Here is a 14,865-nt window from a genome sequence, read left to right as displayed (position 1 = left end):
AGATAAACGCCCCTGCCCACGCCTTCTCCAAATATCCATCCGTAGATTGAAGTCTTCTGGACAAAATAAAACGCCCATTTCGCTTAATTATTACGCAATGGATATCGTGATATTCAGGATGTTTCCTGATTCGGGATGAAGAATAGCAATGGGTTATTAGAGGATTCAGTGACCCATGTCGCGTAAGTCGATGATGGCAAATATGAATTCCATTGAGGGGGCGCGATTTTTGTTTCCGGATATGACGTTACCTCTTGCGGCAATACAACGAGGGTACATTGGAACTGGCAAAGATCCATGTGCCCTTATACTCTTCCATGACCAGACTGAGGGTTCGTCCGCTTTGGCGGTAAAAACCGGGTAAGGTATTGTTAATATCCGTTTCATCGGCGCTGTCTGCGAAGGTTTTGACCACCTGCATCGCCTGTAGCACCCGGGCTTCGTGCTGTCTGGTGTAGTTGAAATAAATGTTCCTGCTGATGTCTGAGGTATTACGTCCGTACAGTTTTCCGGTAATGGTGGCCAAACCTGCATTATCGTACATCCGAAACGCTAACGTACCGGCAAAGCGATTGCTGCCAATATTCCATTCCACGTTGCCGATGCAACTCAGCGGCTTTTCGGCAAAGCGTGAATACCATAGCCACCCGCCTGAACCGAGCAACGTCGCCAGACCGATTACCAGCAGAATAAGGTGATGTATTTTTTTCATTACCCGCGCATCCAGTAATAGTGGGTAGTACAAAACGCGTTAGCATCTATCCGCGCATCTTTATCACAGACAAACGCCACGATCCTCTCCGCTTTGCGGTAGCCGGAAAGGAAGACGTGCTTGTTGTTTTCGCAGAGATAGGGATGCAGTTGCATCAGATTGAAATAATTCTCCTGGTCGTGCTCATTTGGTGAGTAATAAATTTTACAGTTTTGCCGAGAGGGAACTTGCATAGAAACAGACACGAATTTACTAAACGGCATAACAGGACGCGTCTGATACCACACCAGCCAGATAATCAGGGTGGCAATAACGATGCCCGTGCTAAATATAATGTACCACCAGGGTCCCCGCGTCGTTTGTTGAGGCGCGGGAGCAATTATCTTTGGGGGCGCGTAATCCTCTATAACCGGTGGCTGGTAAACTTCACTTTGAGGATGTGTTATCGCCTCAACCTGCGTATTTTCATTTAATGCAAGCCCGCGCCGGGAAATTGTTTTTACCGTATCTCTCGGCAGACCCACATCCGCCAGCGCATTACGTAGCGTCAGAATAGCCTGGTAAAATGTGTTGGTGGTGGTCACATTATTTCTCTCACCCCAGCCCACTTTAATCAACGTGTTCTGAGAAACAATGTCACTTGCGTGAGTAATTAAATAGAGAAAACAGAGCGAGGCTGGTATCTGTAGTTGAATTGCTCGCCCTGTCTGTCGATTGACCAGGCTTTTGTTATCAGGATTAAATTCGACCAACTGATTGATAAGGTACAATTGCCCAGCCCTCAGTAACCTAAACGTATCACCGCATGTGCCAACACTTACCTTAAATTTTACATCCAAATTGATAATATGCCTCACTCTTTGTACGTGATCGCAGATAAGAATTTCACTTAAGATTTAAATGTTCTTTACATACAACGTGTTAGCTGATCAAGTTCTTAGGTAAAATTAACTAATGTTAAATAATGAGAATTCATTACAGGTTTATCTGAATTATCATTATATTTATCCACAGCACTTCAAGGGTGATTGAGTTATCAGTATTGTGTAATTAATGAGCATTGTTTACATCGGTTGTTTTTTAGCAAATAGTGCTTTTTTAAGATTTATCCTAGGGTTTTGATTTATGCATAAAATTCCTAATGCCCAGACTGTTATTCTGAGATAAGGCACAAAAAAGCTTAGCGCAATCGTATTAATCACAGTCCATACTTATTAGTACATCAGGAGTTTATTACATTTTATTAGCGCCACTGTTATTAGCTGACAAGGAATGTCGTACGTGTCGGATTGACACATTTATTTACCAATGAAATATTTATGGAAAAATAACAGGAGTCATTTTTGATGAAGAGATCACCATCACAGAGTGTTCGTTGCATAAGCTGTGAATTATCCTGTCAATTATTTCCGGATGCTGCGGTTCGCGCCAGTTACTGTCACCGTGCCGCTTTTGCTATCTGGCCTGAGGGAAATGGCTTTCTGCAAAAAGGAATTATTGAAAAACTTCTGCTTAATAATCAAAACCATTTGTCGCGCGGGTTTATTTTTGTGGACTTCTCTTTCCCGAACCTGCGCCTGTTTGCCGACCCGCAATGGGTTGATCGTCTGGCTTATAGCGGTATGCATATTGTTTTGATAGCGGACCGGAATCTGGCGCCGTTAGCCAACTACTGGCTGTCGAAAAGCAATAAAATACAAGGGATTATATATTCTGATGATGATGATGACGTACAGCATCAGAAAATGAGACGATTATTTACCGGTCATCTCGCTAACAGTAAACGTGGGCGCACACTCAACTATACAGAAATGATATTACTGAAGCGATTTGTCTCAGGAAAAAGTATTCAGCAAATTACCCAAATAGATAATATTGATATTAAGAAAATATATGTCTATAAGCTCCGGCTTGAAGATAAGTTGGGCCATAGTATTCATAAAATACTATCGAATATTTTATAACGCATTTCTGATTTTTATTATTTCACATCCTTGCGATGTGGTGGACGCTCTACGCCTAATAGCAGGAGGCTAATATGCCAAATCCCAAATCTTACTCTCGTATTGCCATCGCGGTTTCAGCCGCATTAACTTCTATGGTATTTTCGGCCCATGCAGCCTGGATTGATGTTGATAGTCTTCCTTCCAGCGGTCTGGTTAGTAGTCTGCCTCCGGAGTTGCAGGCTTTATTTCCTGCACAGGCGAATGCAAGTTTCGCTAAAACCAGCGCTACGCCGAATTATGTTTATCAATGGAGTGCTGGCACCATTCCTGTTTTTGGCAATGGGTTAACGCTCAATGGGCCAGGAGCAGAAGCCTTCGAGCACTCCATTACCGTTATTCAGAATAGCGCGACGGGTAGCCCAGGCGTTATTTTCGGTGATGACCTGACGATCCGCACACAGTCGAAGAATGCTGCCAACAATGGTAAAGATGTTGACGGTATTCGCACGCACGGGGCTAATACGCCGGATAACCCGGTCTTTATCATCACCGGAGATCGCACCAGCATTTATGTGGACGGTCAGGATGGTGACGGTATTAACGCCGGTTACAACTCCTATAGCCAGGGTTGGAAAGGTTCAGCCAACATATACGTCGGCGACGATCTGTATATTCAAACCACCGGTTATCAGGGGCGTGGTATCACTGCAAACGCAATGAAAGACGCCACGCAGGCTAAAAATACGATTGTCGTCGGCGACCGGGCACACATTGTGACGATAGGTGACAGTTCAGAAGGTCTTCGCACCGGGCAGAGTGGTTCCTCGATCCGCCTTGGTGATGACGCCACTATCGAGACGTCGGGTGCTTCCTCGACAGGGATCTATGCCGCCTCATCTTCCAAAACGGAACTGGGCAATAACGCCACCATTTCGGTGAGCGGTGCAAGCGCCCATGCGGTTTATTCCACCAATGCAACCGTGAATCTCGGCGAAAACGCGATGATCAACGTAAACAATTCGGCGAAAGCGGCGTCTTACAGCAAAGCGCCACGCGGTCTGTATGCGACTTCACGCGGGGCAATAAACCTGGCTGGCGGCGCCGCCATTACTATGGCGGGCAATCACAGCAATGAAAGTTATGCCATCAGCACCGAAACGGGCGGCTCCGTAGACGGCTCCGCTGGCGGGCGCTTCCTTATCGACGGTGATCTTCACGCCGCTGGCGCGACTGCCGCGACCAGCAGCCTGCCGCAGCAAAACAGTACCATTACGCTCAACATGACCGACAACTCGTTGTGGAGTGGGGCGTCATACATCACCAGCGTCACGGCCGGAACGGGGGTTATCTCGCTGCAAATGAGCGATGCGACCTGGAACATGACCAACAGCTCAACACTCACCGACCTGACGCTGAACGGCGGGTCAGTGGTGAACTTTGGGCATACTGACGGCGAACCGTGGCAGACGCTTACCATTAATGAAGATTTCACCGGCAACGGCGGCAAACTGGTTTTCAATACCGTCCTGAATGACGACACCTCCGAAACCGACAAGCTGAAAGTGCTCGGCAACACCGCAGGTAATGCGTTTGTGGCGGTGAACAACATTGGCGGAACCGGGGCGCAGACCGTTGAAGGTATTGAGATCATCGAAGTAGCCGGTAATTCTGACGGTACTTTTGAGAAAGCAGGCCGTATTGTTGCCGGTGCGTACGACTATAACGTGGTGCAAAAGGGCAGCAACTGGTATCTGACCAGCTTTATTCCTGCTCCGCCGGATCCGGAAGAACCGGACCCGGTAGATCCCATCGACCCAGACCCCGTTGACCCGGATCCGGTTGACCCTATTGACCCAGGTCCTGTCGATCCAGACCCGGTCGATCCGATAATCCCTGAGCCGGAAATACCTGTCGCACCTCCGGTCACCGAGCAGCAATACCGCCCGGAAGCAGGCAGTTATCTGGCGAACAACTACGCCGCTAACACGCTGTTTATGACCCGACTGCACGATCGTCTGGGTGAAACACAGTACATCGACATGCTGACGGGCGAGAAAAAAGTCACCAGTATGTGGATGCGTAACGTCGGGGCGCATACCCGCTTTAAAGACGGTAGCGGGCAGTTGAAAACCCAAAGCAACAGCTATGTGTTGCAGCTGGGCGGTGATCTGGCGCAGTGGAGTAGCGACGGCCTCGACCGTTGGCACATCGGCGCAATGGCTGGTTACGCCAACAGCCAGAACCGCACGCAGTCCAGCCTGACCGGCTACCATTCACGTGGTCAGGTTACCGGTTACAGCGTGGGACTGTACGGCACCTGGTATGCCAATGACGCAGACAAGACCGGCACTTACGTAGACACCTGGATGCTGTACAACTGGTTTGATAACAAGGTGATGGGCCAGGAGCAGGCGACGGAGAAATATAAATCCAGCGGGATCACTGCTTCGGTCGAAGCGGGTTATAGCTTCAAACTGGGTGAGAACGAGCGCAACAGCTACTGGCTGCAACCGAAAGCGCAGGTGGTGTGGATGGATGTGCAGGCCGACAGTCACCGCGAAGCGAATGGTACCCGTGTGAAGGATGATACCGATGGCAACCTGATGACCCGTCTGGGTGTGAAGGCCTTTATCAACGGTCACAACGCCATCGACGACGGTAAATCTCGTGAGTTCCAGCCGTTTGTCGAAGCCAACTGGATCCACAACACGCAGACGACCAGCGTGAAGATGGATGATGTGAGCAACGACATGCGCGGCACGAAGAACATCGGCGAGCTGAAAGTCGGCGTAGAAGGGCAAATCACCCCGCGCCTCAACGTGTGGAGCAACGTGGCTCAACAGATCGGCGACAAAGGCTACAGCGATACCCGCGGTATGCTGGGCGTGAAATACAATTTCTGACGGGATTGTAAGTAACAGAAAAGCCGCTGATTAATAGGTCAGCGGCTTTATTTTTTGGGGAGGCGGTAGGTCGGATAAGCGTTAGCGCCATCCGGTAAATAAGCTGCGTACAGCGCTAGCTATTACTATTTTTGTTACAAGCAAGTTCTTTGCCCAAAGCAATCATGGCCAATTCAGAAGGACTGTATTTTGTTCGTTCTTTAGGATGGGTCTGGAGGTAATTACCAACAATATCAGCTTCCTGTCCAATGGTTATGCTTTCATTACAGATGATATTTTCTTTTGATAGTGTCCCCGCTACACCGGCAACAAAAGACATATACATCACTGCTGTCTGTTCATCCCGAACATTCAAATAATCAAAACCTTTCTCATACAACTGATAGCCGTGATAAAGCGAGTTGCCGTCGATATTCAATGTCGATTTTGCCAGTACAGGCGTTGAAAAAAAGAGCAATAACAAGACAGGAATGGCAATTTTACTGATCATACGAGCACCAGCCGCCCTTATGGTGTGAGCCAGTACCGCCGTGCGGGTGTTCTCCTTTCGGGCATGCGAAAACAGTAGATGATGCGGTGATAGTGACGAGAGCGATAACCATTGCCATGAATACGTTTTTCATATGTAACCCAATAATCTAATTTATTAGAAACGAGGCTGTCCCTTCCTGATTAAAGAAAAAGGATGCCTGTGTATTTTTAGCGGGATTATAATATGGTGTTTATTGTGCTGTCATGTTTATCGTTTGGCATAGGCCATCAGGATAGTATTTTTATTATGATTTTTAGTGTAGTGGTTGAATGATTTCTAATGCGTTTCTGATTCATGGATAATGAGTTGCTGCTTCAAATATCATAATTATTGATTATTGCCCGTAAGTTTATAATGCTTTTTTCATTTATTAGGCTCCATTAATTCATCAAAGAAATTATCGCCGTTAACAATATTATCAGAATGAATATCACATTGTGCGCATTGAATCTTGGCTTTCAGTAACTGAATTTTTATTTCTTCGACTTTTTCATCGTCGTCAATCGAAAAGATGGTGTATGGTTTTTCGTGGTGATTCATTTGTTTGGGTTCCCGTTACACTTTGGCTTCATTTTCCAGGAGAGTAGGCCGGATAAGCGCAAGCGCCATCCGGCACCAAGTGAACCTGTAAGTAACGCTTACAGGTTCAGCCGTACTTCACTGGAGAGTCGCCAGCGTGCTCTCAATTCTGTTCAGCTTCTGATTTGCCTCTTGCAGCTCATCCTGCAATCGTTGTTCCTGCTCGCCGTAGACCATCAGGACGATACAGCCGTTCATCACTTTTACGGTAATCTGTTGCCCGGTATCAAACCCTGCCGCACGGAGCCATTTGCCGGAAAGAATAATTTTGGGTGTAGATTTGTCGAAAACATTCGGGCGATATCCCACAATTACCGAACGCTCGGTTCCGGATTGGTCGCTGTCTGGGGTAGAATGCGAATCAGCCATAATCAACTCCTTGATAGTTGGTGAGGTTAGCTCTCGTCGGGTACTGCGAATACCGGGCGAGGGCGTTTAAAAGTCAGGTCGCCAGATGTAAAGGTACGTACCTGAATGGTGATATCTTGCGCTTGTAGGTACGTACATGTCAACGGCTAAACGCGACCCAAATCAGTCCAAATCCGGAAAGGCACCGACTTTTCAGATTCGTATCACGCCGGAGTTAAAGGCGCAGTTCGAGGCTGCTGCAAAAGCAGAAGGGATGAGTTTAGGGAATTGGCTCAAGACCTTGGGGAGAAGAGAACTGGCAAGATTGGGTATTGAGCCGCAGGATAAGTAAAGAATTGATTAATTTTCCTGTCTATTCGGAATATTTATGATTTCCATTTTTAAGGCATTCTCCCCAGAGAAAATCGCAGCTAAACCCTTCCTAATTTTTGACTGATCGTTTTCTATTGCTCCGTGGGCCACAGGAGAATAGATGGCTGTTTGTAATTGCACTCGCTCAAAGTCATAGCCAATATCTTTTGCGATTTCTGACAATAGGTCTAAGAAAAGATTATTACTTGTTTGGTTCCATATGGCACCTAAAATATTATCATTATCAGGGTAAGATGTATTCAAATGTGCAAAATATAACTTCCATGAGGATAATACATTACCTTCAGAAGCACTTCTTTTGGCTTTTCCTTTTTTAATTTTCCCGTAAAATGCTAAGTCGATCATGTTTAGTGCACGAACATGTTCACTTGACAGCCTGGCGCTCTGAGATCTGGTAGCCATAAGATGTTTGAATATGTCAATTTTTAATGATTTCTTCTGGGAATATCTTTCTATAAATTTTTGTGTCTGAATGGCTAATAATGGGCTAATTACAGTAGCAGCAATAGCCATAATTGTAAGAGCAGTGCTCATATTAGATCCTCGTTATGAAAACATTTGGGTGAGGATCATAAAGGAATTTGTGTGCTGAAAAGATATGGCAAATGACTGGGATAAGGTAAGAATTTTGGCGGAAGATCACAGGAGTCGAACCTGCCCGGGAACGCTGGCGCCCCCAACTGGATTTGAAGTCCAGCCACCTCACCGGAGATGACGATCTTCCGCGCCTCGATTGCTACATGGAGGCGGGGCGCATTATAGCTACTTCCTACGGTTTCCACACCCCCTCACTCACTTTTTTAACTTCCCTTTTGTCTTGCCATGATCGGTTTCATATAAATCCTCAATAAATCCGGTAGTTACATTTCATCACATTTTTCGACGCAACTCTGATCACAGAAAACAAGAATCGTAATTTGATAACGAGATATCGGAATACCCGCGCTCACAGGGATGGTTTACAAGAACTGTAACCGGTATCAGTGCGTGTGAAAGTGCTAACAAGGATGCGTAATGAAAAGTGAGATTTTGTCCGTTAAAGAGAAGATTGGCTACGGTATGGGCGATGCGGCGAGCCACATTATCTTCGATAACGTCATGTTATATATGATGTTCTTCTATACCGATATTTTTGGTATTCCGGCCGGATTTGTCGGCACCATGTTCCTGCTGGCCCGCGCGCTGGATGCTATCTCCGACCCTTGCATGGGACTGCTCGCTGACCGCACCCGCTCACGCTGGGGGAAATTTCGCCCGTGGGTACTGTTTGGCGCACTGCCGTTTGGTCTGGTCTGTGTGCTCGCCTACAGCACACCGGATCTCAGCCTGCATGGCAAAATGATTTATGCCGCAATCACCTACACGCTGCTGACCCTGCTTTATACCGTGGTGAATATTCCCTATTGCGCGCTGGGCGGCGTCATCACCAATGACCCCACGCAGCGTATCTCCCTGCAGTCCTGGCGCTTCGTGCTGGCGACGGCGGGCGGCATGCTCTCCACCGTGCTGATGATGCCGCTGGTGAATCTGCTTGGCGGCGAGGATAAAGCGTTCGGCTTTCAGGGCGGGATTGCCGTGCTCTCGGTTGTGGCGTTCCTGATGCTGGCATTTTGCTTTTTCACCACCAAAGAACGCGTGGAAGCGCCGCCGAGCAGCAACTCAATGCGTGAAGACCTGCGCGACATCTGGCAGAACGATCAATGGCGCATCGTCGGCCTGCTGACCATCCTCAACATCCTTGCTGTCTGCGTACGCGGCGGGGCGATGATGTATTACGTCACCTGGATTCTGGGCACGCCAGAAGTGTTTGTCGCCTTCCTCACCACCTATTGCGTCGGCAATCTTATCGGCTCTGCGCTGGCGAAGCCGCTGACCGACTGGAAATGCAAAGTCAGCGTCTTCTGGTGGACCAACGCCGCGCTGGCGGCCGTCAGTCTGGCGATGTTCTTCGTACCGATGCACGCCAACATCACTATGTTCGTCTTCATCTTCGTGATTGGCGTACTGCATCAGCTCGTGACGCCAATTCAGTGGGTAATGATGTCCGACACCGTGGATTACGGCGAGTGGTGCAACGGAAAACGTCTGACGGGGATCAGCTTTGCCGGCACGTTGTTCGTGCTCAAGCTGGGTCTGGCGCTCGGCGGGGCGCTGATCGGCTGGATGTTGGCAGGTGGGGGCTACGACGCCGCAGCGAAAACCCAGAACAGCGCCACCATTAGCATCATCATCGCGCTGTTCACCATAGTCCCGGCTATTTGCTACCTGCTGAGTGCCGTGATCGCCAAACGCTTCTACACCCTAAAAACCCCGTATCTGACTGAAATCATGAGCCAACTGGCGCAGGGCGCGCGCCGCAATCAGCAAGATTTCACGACGAAAGAATTACAGAACTAAGGAACCGATGATGAAAATTAGCGATGGAAACTGGCTGATTCAGCCCGGTCTGAACGTGATTAACCCGATTCAGGTGTTCGAGGTTGAACAGCAGGGCAATGAGATGATTGTCTACGTTGCGCCGCGCGATGTGCGTGAACGTACCTGGCAACTGGATACCCCATTGTTTACCCTGCGCTTCTTCTCGCCGCAGGAAGGCGTGGTCGGTGTGCGTATGGAGCACTTCCAGGGGGCGCTGGATACCGGTCCGCATTACCCGCTCAATGTGCTGCAGGATGTGAAGGTCGAGATGCGCAACACCGCTGAGATTGCCGAACTGAAGAGCGGTAACCTGAGCGTGCGCGTAACCAAAGGGGAATTCTGGTCGCTGGATTTCCTGCGTAACGGCGAACGTATTACCGGCAGCCAGCTGAAAAACAACGGCTACGTGCAGGATACCAACAGCGGGAAAAACTATATGTTTGAGCGCCTGGATCTCGGCGTCGGGGAAACGGTATATGGCCTGGGCGAGCGCTTTACCGCGCTGGTGCGTAACGGGCAAACGGTAGAAACCTGGAACCGTGACGGCGGCACCAGCACCGAGCAATCTTACAAGAACATCCCATTCTATATCACCAACCGCGGTTACGGCGTACTGGTGAACCATCCGCAGTGCGTGTCGTTTGAAATCGGCTCTGAGAAAGTGTCGAAAGTGCAGTTCAGCGTGGAAAGCGAGTATCTGGAATATTTCGTCATCGACGGCCCAACGCCGAAGGACGTGTTGAACCGTTATACCCAGTTCACTGGCCGTCCCGCGCTGCCGCCCGCCTGGTCGTTCGGCCTGTGGCTGACCACGTCGTTCACCACCAATTATGACGAAGCGACGGTCAACAGCTTTATCGACGGCATGGCCGAGCGCAATCTGCCGCTACACGTTTTTCACTTTGACTGCTTCTGGATGAAAGCCTTCCAGTGGTGCGACTTTGAGTGGGATCCGATGACCTTCCCGGATCCGGAAGGCATGATCCGCCGCCTGAAAGAAAAAGGGCTGAAGGTCTGCGTGTGGATTAACCCGTATATTGGCCAGAAATCGCCAATATTCAAAGAGCTGAAAGAGAAAGGCTATCTGCTCAAGCGGCCGGACGGTTCCCTGTGGCAATGGGATAAATGGCAGCCGGGCCTGGCGATTTACGACTTCACTAATCCGCAAGCCTGTGAGTGGTATGCCAATAAGCTGAAAGGTCTGATGGATATTGGCGTTGACTGCTTCAAAACCGACTTTGGCGAACGCATTCCTACTGACGTTCAGTGGTTTGACGGTGCCGATCCGCAGAAAATGCATAACCATTATGCGTACATCTACAACGAACTGGTGTGGAACGTGCTGAAAGAGACTGTCGGTGAAGAAGAGGCGGTGCTGTTTGCCCGTTCAGCTTCGGTCGGCGCGCAGCAGTTTCCGGTGCATTGGGGCGGCGATTGCTATGCCAACTATGAATCGATGGCCGAAAGCCTGCGCGGCGGGTTGTCCATTGGTCTGTCCGGCTTTGGCTTCTGGAGTCACGATATTGGCGGCTTTGAGAATACTGCCCCGGCGCACGTCTACAAGCGCTGGTGTGCGTTCGGGCTGCTCTCCAGCCACAGCCGTCTGCACGGTAGCAAATCCTACCGTGTACCGTGGGCGTACGATGACGAATCCTGCGATGTGGTGCGCTACTTCACCGAGCAGAAATGCCGCATGATGCCGTATCTGTATCGCGAAGCGGCGCGCGCCAATGAGCTAGGAACGCCGATGATGCGCGCAATGATGCTGGAGTTCCCGGACGACCCGGCGTGTGATTATCTCGACCGCCAGTACATGCTGGGAGATAGCGTGATGGTGGCGCCGGTGTTCAGTGAGGCGGGCGATGTGCAGTTTTACCTGCCGAAAGGACGCTGGACGCATCTGTGGCGTAACGACGAGGTGTCTGGTAGCCGCTGGCATAAACAGCAGCACGACTTCCTGAGCCTGCCAGTCTACGTGCGTGAAAACACCCTGCTGGCGCTAGGCAGCAATAACCAGAAGCCGGACTACGCCTGGCATGAAGGAACCGCGTTCCAGCTGTTCCATCTGCAGGAGGGCCGGGAAGCGGTGTGTGAAGTGCCTGCGATGGACGGCTCGGTTATCTTCACGCTGAAGGCGACGCGTGTAGGTAATACCATCACTGTGAAAGGGAACGGTGAGGCACGTAACTGGACGCTGTGCCTGCGAAATATTCAGGAAATTGGCGGCATTAAATGCGGGTCGCATATGGGCAGCGAGCTGGGTGTAGTTATTACTCCACAGGGCAGTGAGCTGACGATTACCTTGTAAGTATGTGTCGACGTGGTGCCGGATGCGTTTTATCCGGCCCACGCTGCGAGCAGCATTCCAGATCTGAAAATCCAAAACATCCTGAATTAAATTTTTATCTCTGCATATTTGCGAGCGGTATCACTCTGATTCCCGCGAAAAATGTGATCTGCGCCGTAAATATCTCACTATTTCCTCTTTTTGTCTTATTTCTGTCCGGATTACTGGACACGATTTAGTATTGTTGACGCATCGTAGTCCTCTTATATTTATCATCACGGATTACACGTGGAGCATAAGCGCTTCTTTAGCTATTTAATCTGGTGTGTGATAAGGGTAAATAATGCAAATGATTACCTCGCGACAAAACAGATTATTAAAGTTTCTTCTGTCTAAGAAGGAATATGTCACGCTGCTGAAAATTGCCGAGTATTTATCTGTTTCAGAGAAAACTGTGCAGCGCGATCTGCGTTTACTGGAACCATGGTTATCAGAATGGAAAATAACCATCGATAAACGTGCTGGTGCTGGGGTGATATTAAGTTCCGATAATATTACCGACCTTTTATATATGGATCAGTTATTAGGATCGGAAGGTGATGATACTGACGGCATGATGAATAATTCACGGCGAGTCAAGATAGCCTCACAGTTATTAAGCGAAACGCCGCATGAAACGTCGATCAGTAAATTATCCGAACGTTATTTCATTAGTAGCGCATCGATTGTTAACGATCTGAAAGTAATTGAATCCTGGATTACCCCACTGGGCCTGTCGTTGATTCGCAGTCAGAGCGGCACGCATATCGAAGGCAGCGAGAGCGGTGTACGCCAGGCGATGGCGTCACTGATTAACGGCGTGATTAACCATAATGAACCTGGTAACGTGGTTTATTCACGCCTTGACCCGGGCAGTTATAAAGCCTTAGTGCATTACTTTGGTGAAGAAGATGTTTTATTTGTCCAGACGTTATTGCAGGAAATGGAGAACGACCTGTGCTGGTCTCTGGGCGAGCCTTATTACGTCAATATCTTTACCCATATTTTGATCATGATGTACCGCATCACGCGGGGCAATGCGCTGCCGAGAAAAGATGAAAATATCACCTCATGTGACGAGAATATTTTTTCCATTGCCAGCCGGATGATTCAGCATATTGAAAAACGCATTGCCCACCCGCTGCCGGAAGACGAAGTCTGGTTTATTTATCAATACATTATCTCTTCCGGCGTGGTAATTGAAGAGCATAACGACGTGAGCGTGATTGGCCATATGCACTCCAGCGACGAAGCGCGTTTGATTACCCATCGGTTGATTGCCTCCTTTGCCGAGATGGTCGACAGCGATCTTAGCCAGGACACGGCGCTTTATGACGGATTGCTGATCCACATTAAGCCGCTGATTAACCGCCTGAACTACCAGATCCGCATTCGCAATCCATTGCTGGAGGATATTAAAGGCGAGTTGCAGGACGTGTGGCGTCTGACCCAGTGCGCGGTGAATCGGGTGTTTAGCAGCTGGGGCGAGCGGGCCGTGTCGGAAGATGAGGTGGGATATTTAACCGTGCATTTTCAAGCCGCAATGGAGCGGCAGATAGCGCGTAAGCGCGTGCTGCTGGTCTGCTCAACCGGTATTGGCACCTCTCACTTACTCAAAAGCCGTATTCTGCGCGCCTTTCCGGACTGGACTATCGTCGGCGTGGTATCGGCAGGCAGCCTGCCCTCCGTACTGACTGACGATATTGAACTGGTGGTATCGACGATAAATTTACCTGCCGTTGCTATGCCGGTCGTGTATGTCACCGCCTTTTTCAATGATGCAGATATTAAGCGGGTAACAGAAACGGTTATTACGGAAAAATTACATCGGGCGACGTCGCTGGTCGTCGAAAATTAATGTCTGAACTCCATGAGGTATGATTGATGGACATCACGAAAATACTCAATACAAATCGCGTTATTTTGGACATGAAGGCCACAAGCAAAACGGAGGCTATTGAGGAACTGACGGATATTCTCCAAAAAGATGGGGCAATTAGCTGTCGGGAAACGTTTATTCAGGATGTCTGGCAGCGTGAATCAGAAGGCTCGACCGGCTTCGAAAATCATATTGCGATCCCGCACGGGAAATCCTCGGCGGTGGTCAATACCACGCTGGCAATTGGGCGTACCCGCCAGGATATTCCCTGGGAAACCCTGGATGGCAGCAACGTGCGCTGCATCATTCTGTTTGCCGTACGTCTTGAAGATCAAAACACTACACATATTCGTCTGCTTTCGCAGGTTGCCGGCGCGTTGGCGGATGACGACATTATTGAACAACTGTTAGTCGAAAGCAGTCCACAGAAAATTATTGAGCTTTTTAGCCAATATGCTGAATCCAATGTCTGCTAAATAAAAAGTGGAGCATGTTATGAATATTGTTTGTGTTGCCGCCTGTACGGCGGGTATTGCGCACACCTATATTGCCCGTGAGAAGCTAATTAAAGGTGCTAAAGCGCTTGGTCATAATATAAGAGTTGAAACCCAGGGAACTATCGGCACGGAGAACGAACTGCTGACAGAGGATATTTCTGCAGCTGATGTCGTAATTCTTGCTGTCGATGTCAAAATAAAAGGGGAGGAACGATTTTCAAATAAACGCATTGTGCGAGTGAAAACCGAAATCGTCATAAAATCGCCCATTCAGTTTCTTGAAAAGGTCGAAAAATCATTAGTTAATAATAACCAGTAGCGATCCTCATTCT

Annotated in this window: 14 protein-coding genes and 1 tRNA gene; 8 read left to right on the top strand and 7 right to left on the bottom strand. The window is 48.9% G+C overall.

Translation table 11 applies throughout. The features are described 5' to 3' along the window. Positions 1–247: 247 nt before the first annotated feature. On the bottom strand, positions 248–712 hold the full coding sequence (locus OGV57_RS23155; protein ID WP_003840687.1) for a hypothetical protein: 465 nt from the start codon (positions 710–712) through the stop codon (positions 248–250). Continuing rightward, entirely contained in the window at positions 712–1,482 is a 771-nt protein-coding gene (locus OGV57_RS23150) for a winged helix-turn-helix domain-containing protein (RefSeq protein ID WP_016151203.1), read from the bottom strand. The genes OGV57_RS23155 and OGV57_RS23150 overlap by 1 nt, the downstream gene beginning before the upstream one ends. A 576-nt stretch (positions 1,483–2,058) precedes the next feature. On the opposite strand from OGV57_RS23150, the gene OGV57_RS23145 reads away from it, so the two are divergent. Then, positions 2,059–2,676, top strand: a complete 618-nt coding sequence (locus tag OGV57_RS23145) for a helix-turn-helix transcriptional regulator (RefSeq protein WP_003023988.1) — start codon at positions 2,059–2,061, stop codon at positions 2,674–2,676. Positions 2,677–2,750: 74 nt separating this feature from the next. Next, complete coding sequence (gene misL, locus OGV57_RS23140; RefSeq protein WP_054528901.1) at positions 2,751–5,561, top strand: intestinal colonization autotransporter adhesin MisL; 2,811 nt, start codon at positions 2,751–2,753, stop codon at positions 5,559–5,561. Between the two features lie 115 nt (positions 5,562–5,676). Here the strand turns inward: misL and OGV57_RS23135 are convergent, their stop codons facing one another. The 3 genes from OGV57_RS23135 to OGV57_RS23125 form a co-directional block, all read right to left on the bottom strand. After that, positions 5,677–6,051, bottom strand: coding sequence for a Rap1a/Tai family immunity protein (locus OGV57_RS23135; protein WP_003844485.1), 375 nt, complete (start codon positions 6,049–6,051; stop codon positions 5,677–5,679). 405 nt (positions 6,052–6,456) lie between these two features. After that, positions 6,457–6,633 carry a hypothetical protein gene (locus tag OGV57_RS23130; RefSeq protein WP_054528900.1) on the bottom strand — a complete coding sequence of 59 codons (177 nt, stop codon included), beginning with the start codon at positions 6,631–6,633 and terminating at the stop codon, positions 6,457–6,459. Between the two features lie 117 nt (positions 6,634–6,750). Beyond that, positions 6,751–7,041, bottom strand: a complete 291-nt coding sequence (locus OGV57_RS23125) for a SymE family type I addiction module toxin (protein WP_003844489.1) — start codon at positions 7,039–7,041, stop codon at positions 6,751–6,753. 136 nt (positions 7,042–7,177) lie between these two features. On the opposite strand from OGV57_RS23125, the gene OGV57_RS23120 reads away from it, so the two are divergent. Next, on the top strand, positions 7,178–7,372 hold the full coding sequence (locus OGV57_RS23120) for a toxin-antitoxin system HicB family antitoxin (RefSeq protein WP_044700466.1): 195 nt from the start codon (positions 7,178–7,180) through the stop codon (positions 7,370–7,372). An 8-nt stretch (positions 7,373–7,380) separates the two neighbouring features. On the opposite strand, the gene OGV57_RS23115 is transcribed toward OGV57_RS23120, so the two are convergent. Further along, positions 7,381–7,947, bottom strand: coding sequence for a DUF6680 family protein (locus tag OGV57_RS23115; protein WP_049015891.1), 567 nt, complete (start codon positions 7,945–7,947; stop codon positions 7,381–7,383). Positions 7,948–8,042: 95 nt separating this feature from the next. After that, positions 8,043–8,137, bottom strand: a tRNA-Sec gene (locus OGV57_RS23110). Positions 8,138–8,427: 290 nt separating this feature from the next. Here OGV57_RS23110 and OGV57_RS23105 point away from each other — a divergent pair. The 5 genes from OGV57_RS23105 to OGV57_RS23085 all read left to right on the top strand — a co-directional run bounded on the left by OGV57_RS23105 (position 8,428) and on the right by OGV57_RS23085 (position 14,852). Next, positions 8,428–9,810 carry a glycoside-pentoside-hexuronide family transporter gene (locus OGV57_RS23105; protein WP_054528895.1) on the top strand — a complete coding sequence of 461 codons (1,383 nt, stop codon included), beginning with the start codon at positions 8,428–8,430 and terminating at the stop codon, positions 9,808–9,810. Between the two features lie 10 nt (positions 9,811–9,820). Then, positions 9,821–12,139 carry an alpha-xylosidase gene (yicI, locus tag OGV57_RS23100; protein ID WP_054528894.1) on the top strand — a complete coding sequence of 773 codons (2,319 nt, stop codon included), beginning with the start codon at positions 9,821–9,823 and terminating at the stop codon, positions 12,137–12,139. A gap of 322 nt (positions 12,140–12,461) precedes the next feature. After that, positions 12,462–14,015 (top strand): BglG family transcription antiterminator, encoded by a 1,554-nt coding sequence (locus OGV57_RS23095; RefSeq protein ID WP_003844519.1) that lies wholly within the window; start codon positions 12,462–12,464, stop codon positions 14,013–14,015. Positions 14,016–14,041: 26 nt separating this feature from the next. Beyond that, positions 14,042–14,512 carry a PTS sugar transporter subunit IIA gene (locus OGV57_RS23090; RefSeq protein ID WP_008786490.1) on the top strand — a complete coding sequence of 157 codons (471 nt, stop codon included), beginning with the start codon at positions 14,042–14,044 and terminating at the stop codon, positions 14,510–14,512. A 19-nt stretch (positions 14,513–14,531) separates the two neighbouring features. Further along, complete coding sequence (locus OGV57_RS23085) at positions 14,532–14,852, top strand: PTS fructose transporter subunit IIB (RefSeq protein WP_003844521.1); 321 nt, start codon at positions 14,532–14,534, stop codon at positions 14,850–14,852. Positions 14,853–14,865 lie beyond the last annotated feature (13 nt).

It is taken from the genome of Citrobacter sp. Cf087 (assembly GCF_030334285.1).
GTDB classification, from domain to species: Bacteria; Pseudomonadota; Gammaproteobacteria; order Enterobacterales; family Enterobacteriaceae; genus Citrobacter; species Citrobacter freundii.
The sequence above is the reverse complement of the archived record's forward strand: the minus strand, read 5'-3'. Positions and strand labels throughout refer to the sequence as shown.

Bases quoted from the DNA above. Each gene is read 5' to 3' on its own strand.
- OGV57_RS23155 (WP_003840687.1), bottom strand. From the start codon at position 712: ATGAAAAAAATACATCACCTTATTCTGCTGGTAATCGGTCTGGCGACG.
- OGV57_RS23145 (WP_003023988.1), top strand. From the start codon at position 2,059: ATGAAGAGATCACCATCACAGAGTGTTCGTTGCATAAGCTGTGAATTA.
- misL (WP_054528901.1), top strand. From the start codon at position 2,751: ATGCCAAATCCCAAATCTTACTCTCGTATTGCCATCGCGGTTTCAGCC.
- OGV57_RS23135 (WP_003844485.1), bottom strand. From the start codon at position 6,051: ATGATCAGTAAAATTGCCATTCCTGTCTTGTTATTGCTCTTTTTTTCA.
- OGV57_RS23130 (WP_054528900.1), bottom strand. From the start codon at position 6,633: ATGAATCACCACGAAAAACCATACACCATCTTTTCGATTGACGACGAT.
- OGV57_RS23125 (WP_003844489.1), bottom strand. From the start codon at position 7,041: ATGGCTGATTCGCATTCTACCCCAGACAGCGACCAATCCGGAACCGAG.
- OGV57_RS23120 (WP_044700466.1), top strand. From the start codon at position 7,178: ATGTCAACGGCTAAACGCGACCCAAATCAGTCCAAATCCGGAAAGGCA.
- OGV57_RS23115 (WP_049015891.1), bottom strand. From the start codon at position 7,947: ATGAGCACTGCTCTTACAATTATGGCTATTGCTGCTACTGTAATTAGC.
- OGV57_RS23105 (WP_054528895.1), top strand. From the start codon at position 8,428: ATGAAAAGTGAGATTTTGTCCGTTAAAGAGAAGATTGGCTACGGTATG.
- yicI (WP_054528894.1), top strand. From the start codon at position 9,821: ATGAAAATTAGCGATGGAAACTGGCTGATTCAGCCCGGTCTGAACGTG.
- OGV57_RS23095 (WP_003844519.1), top strand. From the start codon at position 12,462: ATGCAAATGATTACCTCGCGACAAAACAGATTATTAAAGTTTCTTCTG.
- OGV57_RS23090 (WP_008786490.1), top strand. From the start codon at position 14,042: ATGGACATCACGAAAATACTCAATACAAATCGCGTTATTTTGGACATG.
- OGV57_RS23085 (WP_003844521.1), top strand. From the start codon at position 14,532: ATGAATATTGTTTGTGTTGCCGCCTGTACGGCGGGTATTGCGCACACC.